Source organism: Brevibacillus brevis, assembly GCF_900637055.1.
Taxonomy (GTDB): domain Bacteria; phylum Bacillota; class Bacilli; order Brevibacillales; family Brevibacillaceae; genus Brevibacillus; species Brevibacillus brevis.
On sequence record NZ_LR134338.1, the window covers coordinates 5,896,379 to 5,915,906 of the forward strand.

Annotated in this window: 21 protein-coding genes; 3 read left to right on the forward strand and 18 right to left on the reverse strand. The window is 48.5% G+C overall.

Annotated features, from left to right (window positions below; genetic code table 11):
- Nucleotides 1–269: 269 nt before the first annotated feature.
- Nucleotides 270–2,276 carry an ABC transporter ATP-binding protein gene (locus tag EL268_RS33780; protein ID WP_106657445.1) on the forward strand — a complete coding sequence of 669 codons (2,007 nt, stop codon included), beginning with the start codon at nucleotides 270–272 and terminating at the stop codon, nucleotides 2,274–2,276.
- Nucleotides 2,277–2,329: 53 nt separating this feature from the next.
- Here the strand turns inward: EL268_RS33780 and EL268_RS28590 are convergent, their stop codons facing one another.
- Both EL268_RS28590 and EL268_RS28595 read right to left on the reverse strand, forming a co-directional pair.
- Complete coding sequence (locus EL268_RS28590) at nucleotides 2,330–4,561, reverse strand: heavy metal translocating P-type ATPase (protein WP_106657386.1); 2,232 nt, start codon at nucleotides 4,559–4,561, stop codon at nucleotides 2,330–2,332.
- Between the two features lie 190 nt (nucleotides 4,562–4,751).
- A complete protein-coding gene (locus tag EL268_RS28595) occupies nucleotides 4,752–5,048 on the reverse strand; it encodes a hypothetical protein (RefSeq protein ID WP_106657387.1) in 297 nt (98 codons plus the stop codon).
- A gap of 142 nt (nucleotides 5,049–5,190) precedes the next feature.
- On the opposite strand from EL268_RS28595, the gene EL268_RS28600 reads away from it, so the two are divergent.
- On the forward strand, nucleotides 5,191–5,565 hold the full coding sequence (locus tag EL268_RS28600) for an ArsR/SmtB family transcription factor (RefSeq protein WP_035290894.1): 375 nt from the start codon (nucleotides 5,191–5,193) through the stop codon (nucleotides 5,563–5,565).
- A gap of 107 nt (nucleotides 5,566–5,672) precedes the next feature.
- Here the strand turns inward: EL268_RS28600 and EL268_RS28605 are convergent, their stop codons facing one another.
- From EL268_RS28605 to EL268_RS28650, 10 genes are all read right to left on the reverse strand, one after another.
- Complete coding sequence (locus tag EL268_RS28605) at nucleotides 5,673–7,067, reverse strand: sensor histidine kinase (RefSeq protein ID WP_106657388.1); 1,395 nt, start codon at nucleotides 7,065–7,067, stop codon at nucleotides 5,673–5,675.
- Entirely contained in the window at nucleotides 7,064–7,744 is a 681-nt protein-coding gene (locus tag EL268_RS28610) for a response regulator transcription factor (protein ID WP_106657389.1), read from the reverse strand. Before EL268_RS28610 ends, EL268_RS28605 begins: the two co-directional genes overlap by 4 nt.
- A 326-nt stretch (nucleotides 7,745–8,070) precedes the next feature.
- On the reverse strand, nucleotides 8,071–8,301 hold the full coding sequence (locus EL268_RS28615) for a hypothetical protein (RefSeq protein WP_106657390.1): 231 nt from the start codon (nucleotides 8,299–8,301) through the stop codon (nucleotides 8,071–8,073).
- Between the two features lie 60 nt (nucleotides 8,302–8,361).
- Nucleotides 8,362–8,589 carry a hypothetical protein gene (locus tag EL268_RS28620; protein ID WP_232030142.1) on the reverse strand — a complete coding sequence of 76 codons (228 nt, stop codon included), beginning with the start codon at nucleotides 8,587–8,589 and terminating at the stop codon, nucleotides 8,362–8,364.
- A gap of 262 nt (nucleotides 8,590–8,851) precedes the next feature.
- Nucleotides 8,852–9,469, reverse strand: a complete 618-nt coding sequence (locus EL268_RS28625; protein ID WP_164724537.1) for an alpha/beta hydrolase — start codon at nucleotides 9,467–9,469, stop codon at nucleotides 8,852–8,854.
- The gene (locus EL268_RS28630; protein ID WP_106657391.1) at nucleotides 9,469–10,416 is read right to left on the reverse strand and encodes a ring-cleaving dioxygenase; all 948 of its coding nucleotides are present in this window, start codon (nucleotides 10,414–10,416) and stop codon (nucleotides 9,469–9,471) included. The genes EL268_RS28625 and EL268_RS28630 overlap by 1 nt, the downstream gene beginning before the upstream one ends.
- Before the next feature lie 20 nt (nucleotides 10,417–10,436).
- Complete coding sequence (locus tag EL268_RS28635; protein WP_106657392.1) at nucleotides 10,437–11,075, reverse strand: nitroreductase family protein; 639 nt, start codon at nucleotides 11,073–11,075, stop codon at nucleotides 10,437–10,439.
- Nucleotides 11,076–11,287: 212 nt separating this feature from the next.
- Nucleotides 11,288–11,791, reverse strand: coding sequence for a DinB family protein (locus EL268_RS28640; RefSeq protein WP_106657393.1), 504 nt, complete (start codon nucleotides 11,789–11,791; stop codon nucleotides 11,288–11,290).
- A 35-nt stretch (nucleotides 11,792–11,826) separates the two neighbouring features.
- Nucleotides 11,827–12,915 carry a saccharopine dehydrogenase family protein gene (locus tag EL268_RS28645; protein WP_106657394.1) on the reverse strand — a complete coding sequence of 363 codons (1,089 nt, stop codon included), beginning with the start codon at nucleotides 12,913–12,915 and terminating at the stop codon, nucleotides 11,827–11,829.
- Nucleotides 12,912–14,309, reverse strand: a complete 1,398-nt coding sequence (locus tag EL268_RS28650) for an MFS transporter (RefSeq protein WP_106657395.1) — start codon at nucleotides 14,307–14,309, stop codon at nucleotides 12,912–12,914. Before EL268_RS28650 ends, EL268_RS28645 begins: the two co-directional genes overlap by 4 nt.
- A gap of 135 nt (nucleotides 14,310–14,444) precedes the next feature.
- Here EL268_RS28650 and EL268_RS28655 point away from each other — a divergent pair, with 135 nt between their 5' ends.
- On the forward strand, nucleotides 14,445–15,533 hold the full coding sequence (locus EL268_RS28655) for a response regulator transcription factor (protein WP_106657396.1): 1,089 nt from the start codon (nucleotides 14,445–14,447) through the stop codon (nucleotides 15,531–15,533).
- Between the two features lie 62 nt (nucleotides 15,534–15,595).
- On the opposite strand, the gene EL268_RS28660 is transcribed toward EL268_RS28655, so the two are convergent.
- From EL268_RS28660 to EL268_RS28685, 6 genes are all read right to left on the reverse strand, one after another.
- Nucleotides 15,596–15,910: a DMT family transporter gene (locus EL268_RS28660; RefSeq protein ID WP_106657397.1), complete on the reverse strand. Its 315-nt coding sequence runs from the start codon at nucleotides 15,908–15,910 to the stop codon at nucleotides 15,596–15,598.
- Nucleotides 15,911–15,929: 19 nt separating this feature from the next.
- Nucleotides 15,930–16,265, reverse strand: a complete 336-nt coding sequence (locus EL268_RS28665) for a DMT family transporter (protein WP_106657447.1) — start codon at nucleotides 16,263–16,265, stop codon at nucleotides 15,930–15,932.
- A 97-nt stretch (nucleotides 16,266–16,362) separates the two neighbouring features.
- A complete protein-coding gene (locus EL268_RS28670) occupies nucleotides 16,363–16,947 on the reverse strand; it encodes a TetR/AcrR family transcriptional regulator (RefSeq protein WP_106657398.1) in 585 nt (194 codons plus the stop codon).
- A 60-nt stretch (nucleotides 16,948–17,007) separates the two neighbouring features.
- Nucleotides 17,008–17,562, reverse strand: coding sequence for a GNAT family N-acetyltransferase (locus EL268_RS28675; RefSeq protein ID WP_232030143.1), 555 nt, complete (start codon nucleotides 17,560–17,562; stop codon nucleotides 17,008–17,010).
- 19 nt (nucleotides 17,563–17,581) lie between these two features.
- Entirely contained in the window at nucleotides 17,582–18,688 is a 1,107-nt protein-coding gene (locus EL268_RS28680) for a threonine aldolase family protein (RefSeq protein ID WP_106657400.1), read from the reverse strand.
- 164 nt (nucleotides 18,689–18,852) lie between these two features.
- Nucleotides 18,853–19,419, reverse strand: coding sequence for a bifunctional transcriptional activator/DNA repair enzyme AdaA (locus EL268_RS28685; RefSeq protein WP_106657401.1), 567 nt, complete (start codon nucleotides 19,417–19,419; stop codon nucleotides 18,853–18,855).
- Nucleotides 19,420–19,528 lie beyond the last annotated feature (109 nt).

Below are 19,528 nucleotides of genomic sequence, written 5' to 3' on the forward strand. Positions count from 1 at the left end.
ATTGAAAACTTTTCTTCTAATCATTTCCACAGTTTGCGACTATTCTCCTTTGTCTCTCCCCTCACAGCCTGCATGTCTCCGCTATCATATGGCAACGATAGTAAAACGGTTGTCGAAGTCAGTTCCCAAAAAAATTTTTTAACAACAGTTAATGAATATAGTATAATGATGATAATGATTTTCATTTTCGCAAAAATTCCTACTAGAGAGATTGTTAGATATACATGGAGGGTTAATCACGACAAAGCATGCTCGAAAGGGATGATGATATGGGAAAAGTGTTAGAAGTAAAAGATTTGCATGTGTCATTCGATACGTATGCAGGTGAAGTCAAAGCAGTACGGGGCGTCTCCTTCGATCTGGAAAAAGGTGAAACACTGGCGATTGTTGGTGAATCAGGTTCCGGTAAATCCGTCACCTCCCAAGCACTTATGCGCCTCATTCCTTCTCCTCCTGGACGCATTCCAAAAGGACAAGTTCTTTTTGAAGGAAGAGATTTGGTTACGCTTTCCGAAAAAGAAATGCAGGATGTTCGCGGTCGCGATATCTCGATGATCTTCCAAGACCCGATGACTTCCTTGAATCCCACGATGACTATCGGGAACCAAATCATGGAGAGCTTCATCAAGCACCAAAAGCTGAACCGTGCAGAAGCGCGCACCCGTGCTATTGAACTGTTGGAAATGGTAGGGATTCCATTTGCCAAAGAACGTGTCGATCAGTACCCGCACCAGTTTTCTGGTGGGATGCGCCAACGGATTGTCATTGCCATCGCACTGGCCTGCAATCCAAAAATTATCATCGCCGATGAGCCGACAACTGCTCTGGACGTATCGATTCAAGCGCAGATTTTGGAGCTGCTGAAGGAACTGCAAAAGAAGATGGGTACCTCGATCATCTTTATTACACATGACCTCGGTGTCGTAGCCAACATGGCAGACCGTGTAGCGGTTATGTATGCAGGTAAAATTGTGGAAATCGGTAAAGTCGATGAAATTTTCTACGATCCTAAGCATCCTTACACATGGGGTCTATTAGGTTCCATGCCTAGCCTCGATGCCAGCGATGACGAGCTGATGTCCATTCCTGGTTCGCCGCCTGACATGTTCAAGCCACCTGTAGGTGATGCATTCGCGGCTCGTAACCCATTTGCGTTGAAGGTCGATCTGGAATATGAACCACCGATGTTCAAAATCTCCGACACGCACTATGCGGCAACATGGCTCTTGCATGAAATGGCACCGGACATCAAGCCACCTGCTTCCGCTGTGAGAAGAAAGGTGAATTCTGATGATGCTGCCGTTGATGCTCCAGTAAGCACCAAAAAAATGTTCAACTACGAGAACCGTGAAAAGCTGGTTGAAGTCAAAGATTTGAAACAGCATTTTGACCTCGGGAATGGTCATACGCTGAAAGCTGTAGATGGTATCACCTTTGACATCTACAAAGGGGAAATCTTCGGTCTTGTAGGTGAATCGGGTTGCGGTAAATCCACCACAGGACGAACCATCCTTCGCCTGTACGATGCAACTGGCGGAGAAGTCTTGTTCAATGGACAAAGTGTACACGGAAAGAAAACACTCGAAGAAAAGAAATGGCTCAACCGCAAAATCCAGATGATTTTCCAAGACCCGTACTCATCGTTGAATCCACGTCTGACCGTATCCGATATTATTGCGGAAGGTCTGGACATTCATCGTCTGGCGACCAAGGAAGCACGCATCGCCAAGGTACACGAGCTGTTGGAAACCGTTGGCCTCAACCGCGAGCACGCAAACCGTTACCCGCATGAGTTCAGCGGCGGACAGCGCCAACGGATCGGGATTGCACGGGCATTGGCTGTTGATCCGGAATTCATCATTGCCGATGAACCGATCTCTGCCCTCGACGTATCCATTCAGGCGCAAGTCATTAACCTGCTCAAGCGCCTGCAAAAAGAAAAAGGCCTGACCTATCTGTTCATCGCCCATGACCTGTCCATGGTTAAGTACATCAGTGACCGTATTGGTGTCATGTACCGCGGACGTATTGTAGAGCTGGCAGAAAGTAATCGCCTGTACGAGAATCCGATTCATCCGTACACCAAATCGTTGCTCTCGGCAATTCCATTGCCAGACCCTGATTATGAGCGCAACCGTAAGCGCATCGTTTTCGATGATCAGGAATATTTGCGAGATCAAGGGGAAGAACGCGTCTTGCGTGAAATTGAGCGCGGTCACTTTGTCGCTTGCACACAAAAAGAATTCGAAAGATACGGCGGCGGCGTCTTGGTGTAAACCTATACACAAGAAAAGGGAGAGAGCTTTGACAGCTCATCTCCCTTTATTATTTAGTCCTTCATTCGCAAGAGTCTCATGCTGTTTAAGATGACCAGCAAGGCGGCTCCCGTGTCGCTGAGCACCGCCAGCCACAAGGTTAGATAGCCTGGGAATATCAGCACGAGTGCAACCAGCTTTACGATGATCGAAAACCAGATGTTTTGCTTGATAATCGTGAGTGCTTTTCTGCTGACCTTCATCGTGTGCGGCAGCTTTTCGAGATTGTCAGCCATCAGTACGATATCCGCGGTTTCCATTGCCGTATCGGTGCCAGCTCCACCCATGGCAATCCCCAAATCAGCTGATGCGAGAGCAGGCGCATCGTTGATTCCGTCCCCCACCATGGCGACGACCTTGCCTTCTTGCTGCAGTCGCTTGACTGCCTCAACCTTATCTTGTGGCAGCAGCTCTGCAAAATAACGGTTCACACCAGTCTGACTCGCTACCTTTTTCGCCGTACCCGCATTGTCACCAGTCAGCATCACGATGTCTTCGATTCCTGCGGCCTTGAGCTTGCCAATGGCACTAACTGTAATCGCTCGAATGGTGTCGGCAACGGCAATCATCCCGATCAATTTCGTTGCCGTACCGATAACTACCAGTGTATGTCCCTCGCTCTGCAACGACTCGATTTTCGTTTGCCATGCCGAGAGATCGACTCCCAGCTCTTGAAACAGGGCGGGCTTCCCTGCATAAAATGTTTCGGCTCCGATGACAGCGCTCGCCCCTTTTCCGACGATCGCCTTGAAATTTTGCCCACTCTGGGAAGCAACCTGCTTTTGTTTCGCATAGGTCAGGATCGCTTGTGCAATCGGATGGGAAGAACGCTCTTCAATCGTTCTGGCGATCGACACTACTTCGTCTTCGCTTCCCTCCATCTCGATAACAGCTGCAACCTGTGGTTTTCCTTCCGTCAATGTGCCTGTTTTATCGAAGGCAATTGCGGTGATAGCTCCTGCCTTTTCCAAAAACGTACCGCCCTTGATCAAAACGCCGTTTCTCGCGGCATTTCCAATCGCGGACACAATCGCAACTGGCGTGGAAATAACCAGTGCGCACGGGCAAGCAACAACCAGCAGCTCAAGACCTCTGTAAAACCATTCTCCCCAAGTACCGAGTCCGAGTAATGGCGGGAATACGATCACGAACAAAGCAAGCACGAGCACGATTGGCGTGTAGATCGCAGCGAATTTGTCGACGAACGCCTGAGTAGGCGCTTTTTTCTCCTGCGCTTCCTCCACGAGATGAATGATTCTGGCAATCGCCGTATCCTCCACCAGCTTTGTTACCTGGATCTCCACCGCGCCGCTTTCGTTGACACTCCCTGCAAAAACACTGTCGCCGACCAGCTTATCTACGGGAATCGACTCACCTGTAATCGGAGCCTGATTGACGCTCGATGTCCCGTGTACAATCACACCATCCAGCGGGATTTTCTCTCCCGGCTTCACTACGATGACTTGGCCGACAGCGATGTCCTCAACTGGCTTGCGGGTAAGAGACTCCCCTACCTTGACCCATGCCTCGGGCGGAGCCAAATCCATCAGATTGCGTATGGAGTCACGCGTTTTTTCAATCGACTTGGTCTGCAGCAAGTTTCCGATGGAAAAGAGCCAGACGACCGTCGCGCCCTCCAGCCACTCACCGATTAAGGCTGCTCCTATAGCCGCAACAGACATCAATACGTTCATATCCAGTGAACCGCTTTTCATCGCGTAAAAAGCACTGCGCGCAGGTCGGTAGCCGCCACTTATGATCGACAACGCATAGAGCACAGTCACGACGAGTGGAGATACGCTTGGCGACAAGGAACCTAGAAAACCGAGAGCCAACAACACACCGGAAATCGTCGTCAGTACCGTCCCTGCTTGATCCGTTTTCGGTATTGCTTTGGCGGTACGTCTCGTAAGCAGCATGGCACTGTACCCGGCCTTGGCGACTTCTTTGATCACCACATCGGCACCCAGCCCATCTGCGACGAGCTGCATTTTACCCGTGGAAAAGTTCACGTTTACCTCTTTTACTGCTGACAACGTCTGCATATGCTTTTCCAGCGATTTGGCGCACGAACTGCAATCCATACCTGTCACGCGATAGACAACAGCCTGTGAAGAAAGAATGCCTGCGCTTTCTGTTGCCGCAGCCGCAGACTCGAGAACCGTGAGATTTTTACCAGCATGTTTATGCTCACTGCCGCATTGATGCCCACTGCAACACTCATCTTTTTTTCGTTCTTCTGCCATCTGTTCTCACCTTTTTCCAAGCATCTATTTTGCCCAGCTTCGAATGAAATCAATCCACAAACATTCAAACAAATATTTAATTATTATATTATCGTATCCTTCTGGTACGTTCAAGAATTGATTTGAATATTTCACCCATTTTTTTACAGATCGAGAATAAAGAACAAGACCCCTATTTCTAGGAGTCTTGTTACTTGGTACGGGCTTCTACTGGTGTTGGGGTGGTCTGCCAACGCTCCCCACAGTCCAGACAGATGCACTTGATTACTTTACGCTTTTCTAAGGCAAGACGAACGGCAAACAGGATAAAGGCACCTGACAGCCCGAGGAACAAAAAGATGACAGGAGTCCCTTTCACCGAAATGCCGATAAAGGCAAGCACTGCCAATACCGCTGCATATATGGTTATGTATAATGGCTTATTGATCGATTCCGTCAAATCGATTTTCGCAGAACGGCACTTCGGGCACTTTGGTTGCGCACTCATGGTATTCTCTCCCCATTTCTTGGATCATGTTCATCTTACACGAAAACAGAGAGGGACACTACACTGCCATGAAAATGTCGTTTTTCCTTTTCACTTTCTCCACGAATGTCTATAATAGTAGGACATTGTAGAGCATGAGGTGATGGTTACAGTGGATGACATCTGTGAAATCCAATGTTTTGATGAGGAAAAAGTAAATCGGTTAAAACCGTTCGCCACAGAATCAGAAGGGGTAGCAAAAATCTTCAAGGCGTTGGCCGATGACACCCGCGCCAAAATCATTCACATCCTCTCGATGGAAGACGAGCTCTGTGTCTGTGATGTGGCTGCTATCATCGGAAGCTCGATCGCTAATACCTCCCACCATTTGCGGCTTCTGCGCAACATGGGACTGGCTAAGTATCGCAAAGAAGGAAAGCTTGTTTTTTACTCGTTGGATGATGACCATGTACGCCATCTCATATCTGCGGGGATTGAACACGCCAAAGAACAGAAAACCATTGTCCGAGCTACCTGATGCTCGGGCTTTTTTGTTACTCCCGCATTTTAAACATTTGATTAACCATGGCGGTTTACACTCGTTTTCCGGGTAAACCGCTGCCTGATCGCCGATATTCATGGAAGTCACTCCTTTGCTTCACGTTCACCCGTCGGTAGGCTGACCGTGACCGTTGTCCCTTCACCTATACGGCTTTGAATGTGAATGCTGCCTTTTGCGACCTGCAAAATTTTTTGCACGATAGAAAGACCGAGACCGCTTCCCGTCGCTTCTCGATTGCGTGACTTGTCTCCTTTGTAAAAACGGTCAAAGACATACTCCTGCTCTTCTTCTGACATGCCGATCCCCGTATCCCGAATGGTCACGACGATTCGCGTATCCTTTTGTATCGCAATGTAAATAGAGCCAGACCTCGGGGTGAATTTGATACTGTTCGAAAGCAGGTTCATCCATACCTGATTGAGCAGCTGCTTGTCACCCACGATAAAGGTCTCCGGTAAAGTCAGCTCCATCGCGAGTTTTTTTTGTTGCCACTGATGCTCCAAAACTAAGAGGACTTGCCTGATTTGCTCATCCAGACGAAAACGTGTCGGTTCGTACAGACCTGTCTCTTTGTCCAGAGAAGCGAGCGTCAACAGCTGCTTGCTCAAGGAAGACAGCCGTCTGCTCTCCTCTTCGATGATGGTCAAGTACGTCTCCCGCTGTTCGCTTGTCACACCGCCGCTGCGGATGGCTTGAGAAAAGCCTTGGATCGATGTCAATGGCGACTGGATTTCATGAGAGACATTGGAGACAAACTCTTGGCGCATCTCGTCCAGTTGTTTGATTGACTCTGTCATCCTGGAAAAATTCATGGCCAAATCGCCGATTTCGTCCCGTCGAGCGATGTCCAGGTGGATATCGTACTGCCCTTCTGCCAGCTTTTTGGTCGCATGGCTCAGTTTCTCGATCGGCTTCACCAAATAACGGGTAAATATCAAGATCAGGATCAAGCTAAGTACAAACATCGCTGCCAGCAGCAAGGCAAACATGATATGCACTTCGCCAAACTGCTGCTCAATATTTGGCCGCACAAACAGGGCGTATTTTTTCCCTTCTGCTGTAAGCGGCAAGCCAATGCTGTTTTTCAATGTATTCTCAAAAAATCCGGTCACAAACAAGCCATGCTGTTCTTCTGTGATCCCTCTGTAGGTCTCACCTGCCAACACTTTTTGAACGATGGCTGGCTCTATCTGCTGATCGCGGAAAGGTGCTCCGAATTGGCTTACTGCGCCATTCTCATCCACAAGATGCAGCTGAAAATTCAAATTGGCAACATGGGTCATATAGGTGGGCAGGTCGAGTGTGGATTTATGCTCGTACAAATCGATCATTTGCTGTCCGATGCTCGTAATTTTTTGTTCATTGTAAGCACGCAGATTTCGTTGATAATACTCATTTGCCAACAAAAATCCCAGCGTGCCGCTGATCAGTGCAATTGCGACGAAGGTAAGAACGACCCGGATGTAAAGAGATTTCACGTGCCTCGTACCTCCAGCTTGTAGCCTAAGCCGCGAACGGTAGAAATGACAAAGTCATTTGTTTTCTCCGTAAATTTCTCTCGCAGCCGCTTAATATGCACATCGATCGTACGACTATCGCTCTCCGTATCGCTACCCCACACGAGCTCCAACAGTTGATCCCGGGTAAAGATCCGATCGGGAAAACTGGCAAGCTGGGCAAGCAGTTCAAATTCCTTTAACGGTAAATGAATCAATTCTTCTTTCACCTTCACGACATGGCTGATGCGATCGATGACGGTATCATTCATGACGATGATCTGTTTGCTGACCATCTGATAGCGACGCAGCAAGGCCTTGATGCGGTACAGCAACTCGGTAGGCTCAAATGGCTTGGTCAAATAATCATCCGTCCCCGCCAAAAAACCTTTTTCCTTATCTCGTACCTCTCCCTTTGCCGTTAGCATGATAACAGGGATGTCGTAAAATTCCCGTATCTCCCGGCACAACTCCCAGCCGTTTTTGCCTGGCATCATCACATCCACGATGGCGAGCTGGACTGATTCCTGTTCCAACAGCTGCGAAGCCTCATTTCCGTCCACACAAGCCAAGACGTTATATCCCTCTTTTGCTAAGTAAAATCGCAATAGCTCACGTACATGTGGATCGTCATCTGCAATCAGAATCGTCAGTTTCATCAAGCTGGCCCCCTTGTTACTCCGCCCTCTGGTTCTCCTGCTTCATTATTTTGAATGATACTTACTTGTATACCATCCTGCAAATCGTCAATGGCTTGCACCTATCAACGTGGAATCAATAGTAAAGAAGCAATATGAACAAGAGATGAACGAATACGGCTGGCTCTTGAAGACTCTTACACATTTGATTAAATCTGCGGGAAGCATGCTCTTTTCCCGGAAAAACAACCGTTTGCGCACACAAAAAAGCGGCAGACATGGGCCCGCCGCTCTTGAGTGTTTTTTCGGAGATATTCCAGCTGCTTCAGAGTTGGTTACTCAACATACTATGTACAGCATTGTGCTACTTTCAATTCATCACTTCTTCTTATCCATAAAGCCCCATCTTCTTTGATCAAATAATCTATTTTATTACTCTTTAAAGCTTCTATCTGTTCTGAGGATGCTCCATCAGAAATTCTATAGTAATCGTTTCCAGTCCCCACATATAAAAATCCAAATACTAGCACCACAACTATTGCTGTTGCAGCCAAAGACACGGTTAATTTATTCTTCATAAATATCACCTTCTTTCAAAAAGGAGAATCAGGAATGATTATTCCTGATTCTCTTTTTTCTTACGTAATAGGGGGAAGATCTTGATCTGCATAATCCTCTTCTTTACCTGTAAATCTTTCTAGTGTCCAGGTACTCTCTTTTTTTATGTTCGGTTTATTTATTTTTTTAAGCTTTCCGCTTTTGTATAACTCATCAATCGCAATTTTAACGTCAGAACGACTGCTATCACTGTCTATCCCCTCTTGTGCTGCTTTGTATCGTCCTTCTTCATTATTGTGCATATCCATCTTAGCAATAACAAAAGAAACACCAAATCTTCCTGTATTTTACAGAAAGCTTTGGTGTATGTGAATATTTACCTTTCTCTTCTTCCTTAATTTTTGTAATTATACTAACGATACATTCGACATAGCAAGATCCCTTGACACTCACAGTGTGACTATCGTTCCTACGGACTGCCTTTGGTCGGGGACTTTGCGACGCTACCCATCGCTCCCGCCCCCAGACGCAGGCGATTGGGACTTGAGCTACACATCGGTTACTCAACAATTAGTTACGAAATCTCTCTGTAAACCACGCAGCCGAAGCCTCTACTTCCTTCACCGTCAGCTGATGACCATACGAATCCCAATGCACGGTCACGTCAGCACCTGCCTCTGTCAGTAGTCGGTTCAGCTCCTCGGTCTCTTGTGCAGTACAGATCGGATCATTCGTGCCCGCTCCGATGAACACCGGAATGGCTGACATATCAGGCAGAGCGATCCCACGGCGTGGAACCATTGGGTGGTAAAGAATCGCCCCTTTTAGCGGATTCGGGTAATGGAACAGGAGACTACCTGCGATATTCGCCCCGTTCGAATAGCCGACTGCCACGATATTGTCTCGCTCGATCTGATACGTCAACGCCGCCTGATCCAAAAACTCATGCAGCTCCTGCGTGCGGTAGACCAAATCCTCTTCGTCAAAAACTCCCTCAGCTAGGCGGCGGAAGAATCGCGGCATGCCGTTTTCGAGAACATTCCCACGGACGCTCAGAACAGAAGCGCCTGGATAAATGCGATTGGCCAATGGCAAGAGGTTGTTCTCATCTCCGCCTGTTCCGTGAAGCAGCAACAGGGTTGGTGCTTCTGAATCGGTTCCTTTTCGAAAAATGTGCTTCAGATTCATTATTTATCTTCCTCCAACACTCTGACTGTAATCGGCGGCAAGCCTTGCTCAATCTGGGCGCGACGTGGCTCATACCACTCAGGGAGCATCAGTTTTTCACCCAATGTATCAAATGGCTCATCTCGTTCAAAGCCCGGAGGATCAGTCGCAATCTCAAACAAAATCTCGCCCGGCTCGCGGAAGTAAATGGCGTTGAAATATTGACGGTCAATAATATCTGTCGGATGGAGACCGGACTCGGCCGCGCGCTGCTGCCACAGTTGGTGATCCTGATCATCTATAGCACGCCATGCAATATGGTGGATCGTACCTGCTCCACCTACTCCTCTTGGTATCGGCTCAGCATTCACGTCAATGACATTGCCCAAATCGCCGTGAGCCTGGAACCGGACAAGGCCGTTTTCTTCGCCAACTCTGGTCAGTCCCATCAGTCTCTCGAGAACATCCATGGTATGCGCTGGAGCCATGCTGTACAAGATCGCTCCGCCGAAACCTTTGATCGCCTTATCAACTGGCACTCCGCCAAAGGACCATTTGCTCGCTGGACCGCCTTCACGTTCCACGATCTCCAGCTGCAAGCCGTCTCTGTCCGTAAATTGCAGATACGTTTCGTTAAAACGCTCCACGCGGCGGTACTCGATCCCGAATTTTTTCAGTCGATCCTCCCAGAAGGAAAACGCCCCCACCGGAATCAAGAAAGTCGTATAGCCAACCTGCCCACCGCCAACGCGTCCGCGGCGGCCAGATTCCCACGGGAAAAAGGTGATCGCGGTACCTGGACTGCCGACCTCATTCCCGAAGTACAGATGATACACATCTGGCGCATCGAAGTTGATCGTTTTTTTCACCATGCGCAATCCGAGAAACCCTGCATAAAAATCAACGTTATTTTGGGCGCTTGTGACAAAAGCCGTGATATGGTGAATTCCTGCCGTTTGTTGTGTCATTTTGAATAGCCTCCTCAAATTTATTTACTTGCTTGGAATGTGTTGTAGCTCACGAACTCTCCAACGGGCTTGCGATACCCTCTGACACGCTGACTGGATGTATCTTCTTTTCCAATCGTGATCATCAAAGCTGGCACAAAGCTGTCCGGAACCTTTGCTATCTCTTGGATGGCTGCTGGATCGAATCCGATCATCGGGCAAGTATCCCAGCCTTTATCTTTTGCAGCGAGCATGAACAGCATTGCGGACAAATTCGCATTGCGGATCGCTTCATCTCGCTTGAACTGCTCTCCTCCAGACTCGTACATCGTTTTGACAGCAGCATTGTTGTGGTCGTACTCGCGTTGATCCATGATTCCTAAATGAAGCAGACCTTCATTGATGCGCTCAACGCTTTGGTACGCGTCCTTGTCTCCAAACACCAGCACCACTGCCGAAGCGGTTTTCACCTTATATTGTCTATATGCCGCTTCATATACTCGCTCCTTGGCTTCTGGATCGGTGACAACTACATAATGGGCATGCTGCAGGTTGAATGCAGATGGCGCGAATTTGACCAGCGACATGATTTCATCGATCTCAGCAGGTGTTATCGTTACATCCGTTAGAAACTTGTTTGCCGATCTTCTGTTTTTGACAAGGGTAGTGAAATCACTCATGGGACTTCCTCCTCGATTTTTTCTATCTCATTCATTTTTCAATATCTTAAATTAAAGATAATAGCTTTTAAAAATGTTCCTGCTTGGGGAAGTAGGATGACGATGTTACAAAAATGAATATCTTGAATTTAAGATAATTATAGGACTAAAATTCTTCCTTGTCAACAGCCCAAGGCCAGAAGAATGAAATCTCTTCCAGCCTGAGGGATTTGTCAGTTGGCGTACCAGTATAGAGCATAATCTGTCATGACAGAAGGATGCCCCATTTGGCGCAGCATCGCCGTTATGTTTCCACGATGATACGTTCCGTGATTGACCACTTGCATGATGATTTCTGCCAAGCTCGTATCGCGTACGCTCGTGTACGGATTATCAAGGACAATGCGCCGTTCCAAATCTTCTTCTTGGCTGAGAACAGCTCTGAATTGCTCAACCAGCTCGGCATACTTCCGCTCTACTTCCTCCAGACTTTTTCCCGTTAATTCCTTTTCCCGCTGCCATGCCTCATTCAGCGCCGCTTGCATGTCCATCCCCTGCAATATGAGAATCCAGCCTTGGTCCACCATATAAATATGCTCCATCACTTTTGCTACTGTCGGGAAAACGCTTTGGACCTCCTGCTCGTAAACACCTTCCGGAAGTTCCTTCAAGCGATTGATTAACGTTTGATTCGCCCACGCGTGAAAGTCGTACATGTTTTTGGCATAGTGCGTCATGATAAAGCCCCCTCTTTGGTTCGTCGATAGCTCTATCATAGACCGGCTACCCTGACAAAAATGGTCAGTGATGCTTCCTGCTCCAGCCAAAATCTCATTTTTTCAAATGAAAACAGTTGTTCTATGTGGTGGACTCCTGAAGGAAACGCCTCTTCATACAGCGATTTTGCTACAGCAGCCGCCACCATTGCGGTCATGTTGGACTGATCGCGCCCGTAAAGCAGACACTCAACTGTCGTCTCGCTAGTTCCCCGTTTTCCCCGTGCTTGTACCTTGATGGCAAACCGATCATCCCCCATTTTCCAACGCCCAAACGCTTCAATCGTGGCTTCCCGTACTTTTGGCTGATGGAGTAATCGACAAATTCCTATGCTCCGAAGGGCCGCCACTACCCTCGTGATCCCATCCAGATCAAAACAAAGTCGCGTTGATACCGTGGGGACACCCAAAGTGCGCGCCAATGTCTGCTGATCGGAAAACGGAAATCGATATGCGTGCTTTTTCCCCAACTCAGGTCCAAAATCAACGAGCTTGCCCTCTGTCATGCTCTCTACAGTCATAGGCTGATGCTTATTCATCACCTCGTAGCTCGTGCACAAGTTATCGACAGTCCATTCAATCGCGGCCTTCCCGTGTCGATCACCGAGACCAAGCATAACGAATATGTCCAGCTCATTCACCTGATCCAGCAAGCGATGAGCTTCCCCTGCGAGCAGGTTGGTCAGTCCTGGTGCCAGTCCTACACTGAGCACGGCGGTTCCCATGTCCTTCGTTTCAGTTTGTCTCCCCCATTGTTCGATTTGCGTCAAAAAATGGCCATTCGCCGAAATATCGAGATAATGCGTTCCATTCCGCACACACCCTTCCACAAACGCCGTATCCGTCTGATCCAGACACATGACCACCAGTTTTACTTTTTCCAGCTTGCTTTGGTCCAACGGCTTGTGAATATCGAGTTGCAGCGGGAGCACCTTCCCATCTGCTTCTCGGCAAAATGCTTCAGCCTTCTCCAAGCTTCGTCCGGCTGCATACACCCGCCCCGGATATGCGTTACCCAAATTCTTGCATATGATTGCCCCTACATGACCGTACCCTCCGACGACCACAATTCGATCCTTGCTCATGCCTTCTCCACCTCTGTGCCCCTCTTTTTCTGCCGCTCCAGACGTCCTGCATACCACCAGACCAACAAACCGCTCAGGCAGATCAGTCCTCCTGCTTCAAAAACCGCACGATACGCATCGATCGTCGGCTGCACAGCTTGACTCGATTCGCCGTTCATCATGCCCAGTCCCAACGCTGCGCCGACCACCATCCCTGCATTCCTCGTCAAGGCGATCATGCCTCCGATCGCGCCCGCATGCTCTATCGGAACGTGGCGCATGATGTAGCTGTTGTTGGGCGAAGCAATCAGCCCCATACCTGCTCCTACCAAAGCCAGTACCGCGATGATTTCCACCGCAGATAATGCCTCTAGCCAGATCGCCAAGACGGTCATCCCTGCCCCCATGGCACCGAGACCTGCAAAAATGAGCGGCCGTGCTCGATAGCGGTCTGAAGCCCAGCCACTAAAAGGACCCGTCAGCGCCAGCAGCAGTGGGTAAGCAGTCATCATATACCCTGCCGTCAAAGGGGATTCATGTACTTGATCAAGCAAGTAGAACGGCAGGACAACCAGTACGAGATTAGCGAGCACAAACGAAGTGAAGCTAATAAACAGTCCACTGGACACAGCTGATAAGCGAAAGACCGCCACGGGCAGAAACGGCACTGACTGTCGCCGTTCCCACCAGACGAACGCCCATGCTAAGACGAGTACACCCCCAAAAAGAATGAGCATCCCTTCTGAAGCCCAGCCCCACCCGTTTCCATTGGAGATCGCGATAATGACTGAGCTGACCAGCAGCATGAACAGACCTGCCCCAACGAGATCAAGTGAACGGGCCTTCTTCGTCTGCTCGTGGGAAGGAATGTAACGAAAAGCCAGCCCCGTAGCCAAGATGGCGACAGGAACATGAATCAGAAACAGCCACTCCCAGCTCAACCACGACGCGATCATCCCACCTGCAATCGGCCCGGTCATGCCGCCAAGCGCAACAGCTGTACTCATGATCCCCATTGCCCTTCCCCGCATTTCTTTTGGGAGCAAAATAGCAATGAGGGCGATATTGGTAGCCTGGAACATAGCCGCTCCGATGGCTTGCACGATTCGAAGCATGAGCAGCATCGTGATCGTCGTCGAAAACGCCACCAAGACAGAGCTTACCGTGAACAGCAGGAAGCCGTAATTGTGCAGCACACGATGCCCGTATCGATCTCCCAGCTTGCCCATGAAAGGAAGAAGAGACGCAATGACAAGCAAATAACCCGTTGTAATCCATTGTGCGATCGCCAGCTCCGCCTGAAAAATGTATGTGAACTGAGGAAGCGAAACATTGACAATCCCCGCCGTAAAATGTGACAAGAATGCACCCAGACAAATCGCGATCATCATGAAAAAGCGCTGCTGCTGGCTCATACGGTCTTTCCAACTCCTCGCGTATCTTGTAAATTTATACTAAGAATCATTCTCAATTATAGAGAGGATCGAGGAGAGCACCATCCCACAAAGCTGGGATTTTCCTTTTGCCAATAGACGTACAGGAGAATGCAGATGAACACAAATCAGGAAGCGAGCAAACGAAAAGTGATGGCACTGGCTGAACGCTTTTCTCACTCCTCACAAGACTATCGGACAGCGCTCTTGCAGTTGTTGCGAGAATTCGTCCCTTTTGACGGGGCCTGCTGTACCGCCGTTGATCCGCAAACACTTTTGTCCACCGGAGCCATTACAGAAGACGGGGTGGAAGCCATTCATCATGGCATTTTTGAGCATGAATACTTGCGCGAGGACTTCAACCGGTATGATGATTTGTGCAAAGCGGCTGAGCCTGTCGCGACGTTGAGCCAAGCGACCGAGGGCCAGCTTGAACGCAGTGACCGCTATCGCAATGTTCTGCTCCCCGCCGGGTTTCATGATGAAATGCGTGCTGCCCTCAAGTATGACGGTGCATGCTGGGGCTATTTGACGCTGTTTCGTTCGCAGGGGCGTCCCTTTTTTTCTGAGCAGGAGCGTGAATGTATTTTGGCTTTGGCTCCGCTGATTGCGTATCAGTTGCGAAAAACGAGTCTGTCCTTACCCGCTGAGGAGAATACGTGGATAGAAGAAGAGATGGGGATATTGATGCTGTCGGATCAGTTCACCCTGCTCGCTGCCAATCCCACAGCAGAAAAATGGCTGACCCTGCTGCGCCAATGGGAGTCGATTGATCGCGATACCTTGCCCCGGCCAGTGCGAGCGGTTTGCTCGCGGGCACTCTCCCAGCTGGCAGAATCGGTTCACACGACATCCATGGCAAAAGTCTGCATTCGCATGCCAGATGGCCCTTACATGACGATTCAGGCAAGCCCCATGAACAGCCAAAGCAGCACGGTCCACTTGGCTGTATTGTTCGGTCCCGCAAAACCTACTGACATGCTGCCTCTCATCGCCGAAGCGTATGGATTGTCAGTGCGGGAGAAGCAAATACTCGACCAGATTGTCCGCGGCGCTTCCACGAAGGAGCTCGCACGCACACTGCACATCTCCGCTTATACGGTTCAGGATCATTTGAAGTCCATCTTCGTAAAAACCGGGGTGTCCAGCAGACGAGAGCTGATCTGGCAATTGTTTACCCGATTTGGCATACAGGCGAACCAGTGAAAACCTAGCGAAAAGCCCCCTTCTTACAGCATACGCTGCCAGAAAGAGGCTTTTCGCTATCATTAAGCGATGAACTTCAAACCAACAATACTGATGACAATCCCTGTAATGAACAGAATCCGCATCCTGTCCCTCGACTCTTTGAAAAACAACATCCCTACCAGCACGCTTCCTGCTGACCCAATGCCCGTCCATACGGCATAAGCTGTTCCGACCGGGAGCGTCTGTACAGCAGTCGAGAGCAAATAAAAGCTAATACTTGCAAAGATCAAACAGGCAACCGTAGGCTTCCATTTTGTAAATCCTTCAGTCAGCTTTAATGAAATCACCCCGCCAATTTCTGCGAAACCTGCGATAATCAACATCGCCCATGCCATACTGTCCACCTCCAAGTTGTTATGCGTTCTCTTCTTCCGGCTTGCTCGACAGCTTCAATCCGATAATGCACGTGAGCAGCAACAGGATAAAAAAGATTTTCAAAAAAGATACATCCTCACCCAAGAACATAAATCCAACAACGGCCGTTCCCGCTGCACCAATCCCCGTGAAGATCGCATACGCAGTTCCAACTGGAATCCGCTTCATTGCCTGAGCAAAAAAGTAGAAGCTGGTAATGATCAATAGAACCGTGACCACACTCACGACAGGCTTCGTGAACCCATCCGAGAACTTCAGTCCCAATGCCCAAGCAATTTCGATCATTCCGCCAATGATTAAGTAAAACCATGCCATGGTAATCACCTCTTCGTAGTTCTTGTTGCATGAAAATGAATGAACGTCAGTCATTTCCTGCCAAATAAAAAAGAATTGGATATGCTCCAATACTTCTTTATTGGACACCTAATGCTCTTTTGCAAAAACGAAGGATTTCCGCTTTATATTCATCTGGTGCTACATTCTTCTGGTCGCTGCTGTAATAGCGTTCCGCTGTATTTTCGATAAGCGTAATAATGATTTTGGCCGTCCATCTCACATCAATATCTTTCAAGATGGCGTTATCATTGATCGCTTTTATGAGGACGCCTTCCATCCACTCATAAAAAGGCTTGTAGATCGTTCCCCATGTCTCCAATGAATTATCAAGGGCAAATCCGGAATAGCAAAGGATGATGACATCCCTGTATTCATCCGTAAAGGAAAAAGTCTCATCGACCAACACTTCGAGAACGCTCTCGATATCACTTTTTCCCAGCAGCTTATCATTGATCCGCTGGAATGTAATCGACAGCAGATTATCCGCAATTGCTGGGACCAGCGCCATTTTGGATGGGAAGTACAAGTAAAACGTCCCTTGCGCAATCCCTGCTTTTTTCACGATATCGGATATAGACGTCTTATCCAGTCCTTTTTCCGAAATGATTTCGATAGCTGCGTTGAGGATCTTGGAATATTTATCGTCTTTGCTGATTGCCAAGTCGCTTCCCTCCTTTTACCGAACGGCCACCAATGACTGACTGTCATTCATTTTAACAACTCATATTGAAGCTGTCAAATCCAGATGAAAAATCAGTTCCTCGCCATACTCGCCCGCAAATCTCCATCCTTGATCGATTAGCCCCGCCTTCTTATACAGCTGAATCGCCGGAGTATTCGTATGATGCACCGTCAACACGATTTCATCTCGCTCCGGGTAATGCTCTCGCGCGATGTCAGCCAAGCCATGGAATACTCGCAAGGCGTAGCCTTTCTTTTGATGGCGGGAATCGATCGAAAATGATTTGAAAATAATCGCTCGGTCATTTGGTGTGTAGGGATTGCCTGTGTGTGGTGTGAATAAGGAAAAACAGCCGATTAGCTGGCCTTGGTCGAGAACCACATAGGTCTTATGACCAGGATTGTTTTGAGATGCTTCGATCACATCGACTGGCATAGATGTGTAGATCGCTTGTTCTTGCGGCAAATCGTAAGCCATGATCGAAGGGTAGTCGCTTTTTTCGTACGGTCTGATAATGAACATATCGGTTCCTTTCTCTTCTTTCGGAACAATTCGCGGCAGCCCGGTAGAAATCGGTAAGCACCAGACTGCCACCACCCCGAAATTGACTTATTTAGTCGGCTTTTGATTTCTGCTCTGCTATTTTCTGATTTAGCTTTTCGAATGCTAATACCAGTTCTTCCTTCGGGATCATCGCATACCGATCGCCAATACTTACCTCATAGGAGCTAGAAGATTCGCCGTCCTGTCTTACATAATGCGTGAAGCCAATTCCTGTTTCTTCACTAAGTGAGAGCATGATACGCTCGAGCTCTTCTTTCGGCAAATCTGCGTGCACATGAAACATGTTGGATACAGGCACGACCGGTCTCGTGGATATCCCCTGGCATTGGTTGTAGAACTCCGCCAGTTCTTTTGCATGCTCGTAATATTGACTGAATTTATGCTTTCTCTGCTCAAAATGGTATTCTGCCGTAACAATATACGGGTACAAACTAATCAAGTCTCCGCCATGACGTCTTTTCCATACCTTCGATTGCTTCGTGAAGTCTTCATCCCCAGCCAGGATCGCTCCGGCAATTCCGCCTATCCCTTTGTAAAAGGAAACGTACACACTATCGAACAAGGCGCATACCTCATCGGCTGACTTCTGGTAATACGGCAGAATTTCCAAAAGCCGGGCACCATCCAGGTGCAGCCGAATTCCTTTTTCCCGACAATAACGGGAGATCGCCTCTAAATCCTCATACGCGGGCAGCTGTCCGCCAATCTCACGTTGTGGCAATTCCAGCAACAGGCACGCGATATCGTCGTCCATGCCGAGAACATCGTCCAGTTCAATCACGCTGTCTTTATCCGCCAGCAAAACAGCCTCAATCTGATGCAGCTCCTTGAGCCCATCTTCCTCGTGAATCTCCAAGTGGCAGAGCGGATGATAGGCGACCTTTTTGATACCCTTCTCATCGCACCAGATGCGCAACGCGATTTGTTGGGCCATCGTACCGCTGGGAAAGAACACGGCAGACTCTTTACCCAAATATTCGGCCATCTTGCGCTGAAAATCCTCGATGAGTTCGCCTGTTCCGTACATGTCACCCTCCACATTCCCATCCACCCTGGACAGGACCTGCTGCAATTGAAGGAGGTCTCTCTTGCTGTGCCCGGCGATTTGATAAGTCGTCTTTTTAAATACTTCTCGTAAGGTTTTCGTATCGTTCATCTTGGCAGAGCTCCTTTTTCTTTCTCATCTTCAATCTCTTGATAAGCAGAGGTCCAGAAATCAAGGAAAGCACCCGGTGGTTGTGGTGAATCCATCAGACAGTGGTGGTTATTCTCGGATGCAGATGCTTCTTACTTCTAAAGATATCACATTTCACGAGCCGCTTATGTCGTTTGTTGTTTGACGTACAGTTGGCGATATTCACTCGGCGTCTTGCCCGTCATCTTTTTAAACAACGTGATAAAATACGGCGTATTCGGCATTCCTACCATTTGCGCAACATCTGCGATTTGGTTGTTCGAATGAGCCAGCAGCTCTCTCGCCCTTTCTATCCGCTTTTTCTGGATGTACTCCACGGGCGTCATATCCATGAGTCGCTTAAAGGTTCGCTGCAAATGAAACGGACTGCCATGGCACATATCAGCCAAATGCTCCAACGTCAGCTTTTCGTTATAATGAGAATCAATGTACTGTGTAATTTGTGCCACCCACTCACGATCGGGCAACCTCTCTCCCGTGGGCTTGCAGCGTTTACATGGGCGAAATTCTTCCCGCATCGCTTGGCTTGCATTTTGGAAAACCCGCACGTTCTCCCTCTTCGGCGGCTTCGACTTGCACGACGGTCTACAAAAGATCTTCGTCGTTTTTACCGCATAAAAAAATTGATCATCGTAGGACGCATCGTTATGAATAATGGCCTGCCATCGCTCATCGGTTACCCGTTCCTCCAAGACACTTCATCTCCTTTGTCATAGCCGTTTTCGAATCGCTTGCTCTTACCGACAGTATACCCCCACGCTGCGTGATCCGTACTGCTAGAAGATTAAAATAGCAAGATAA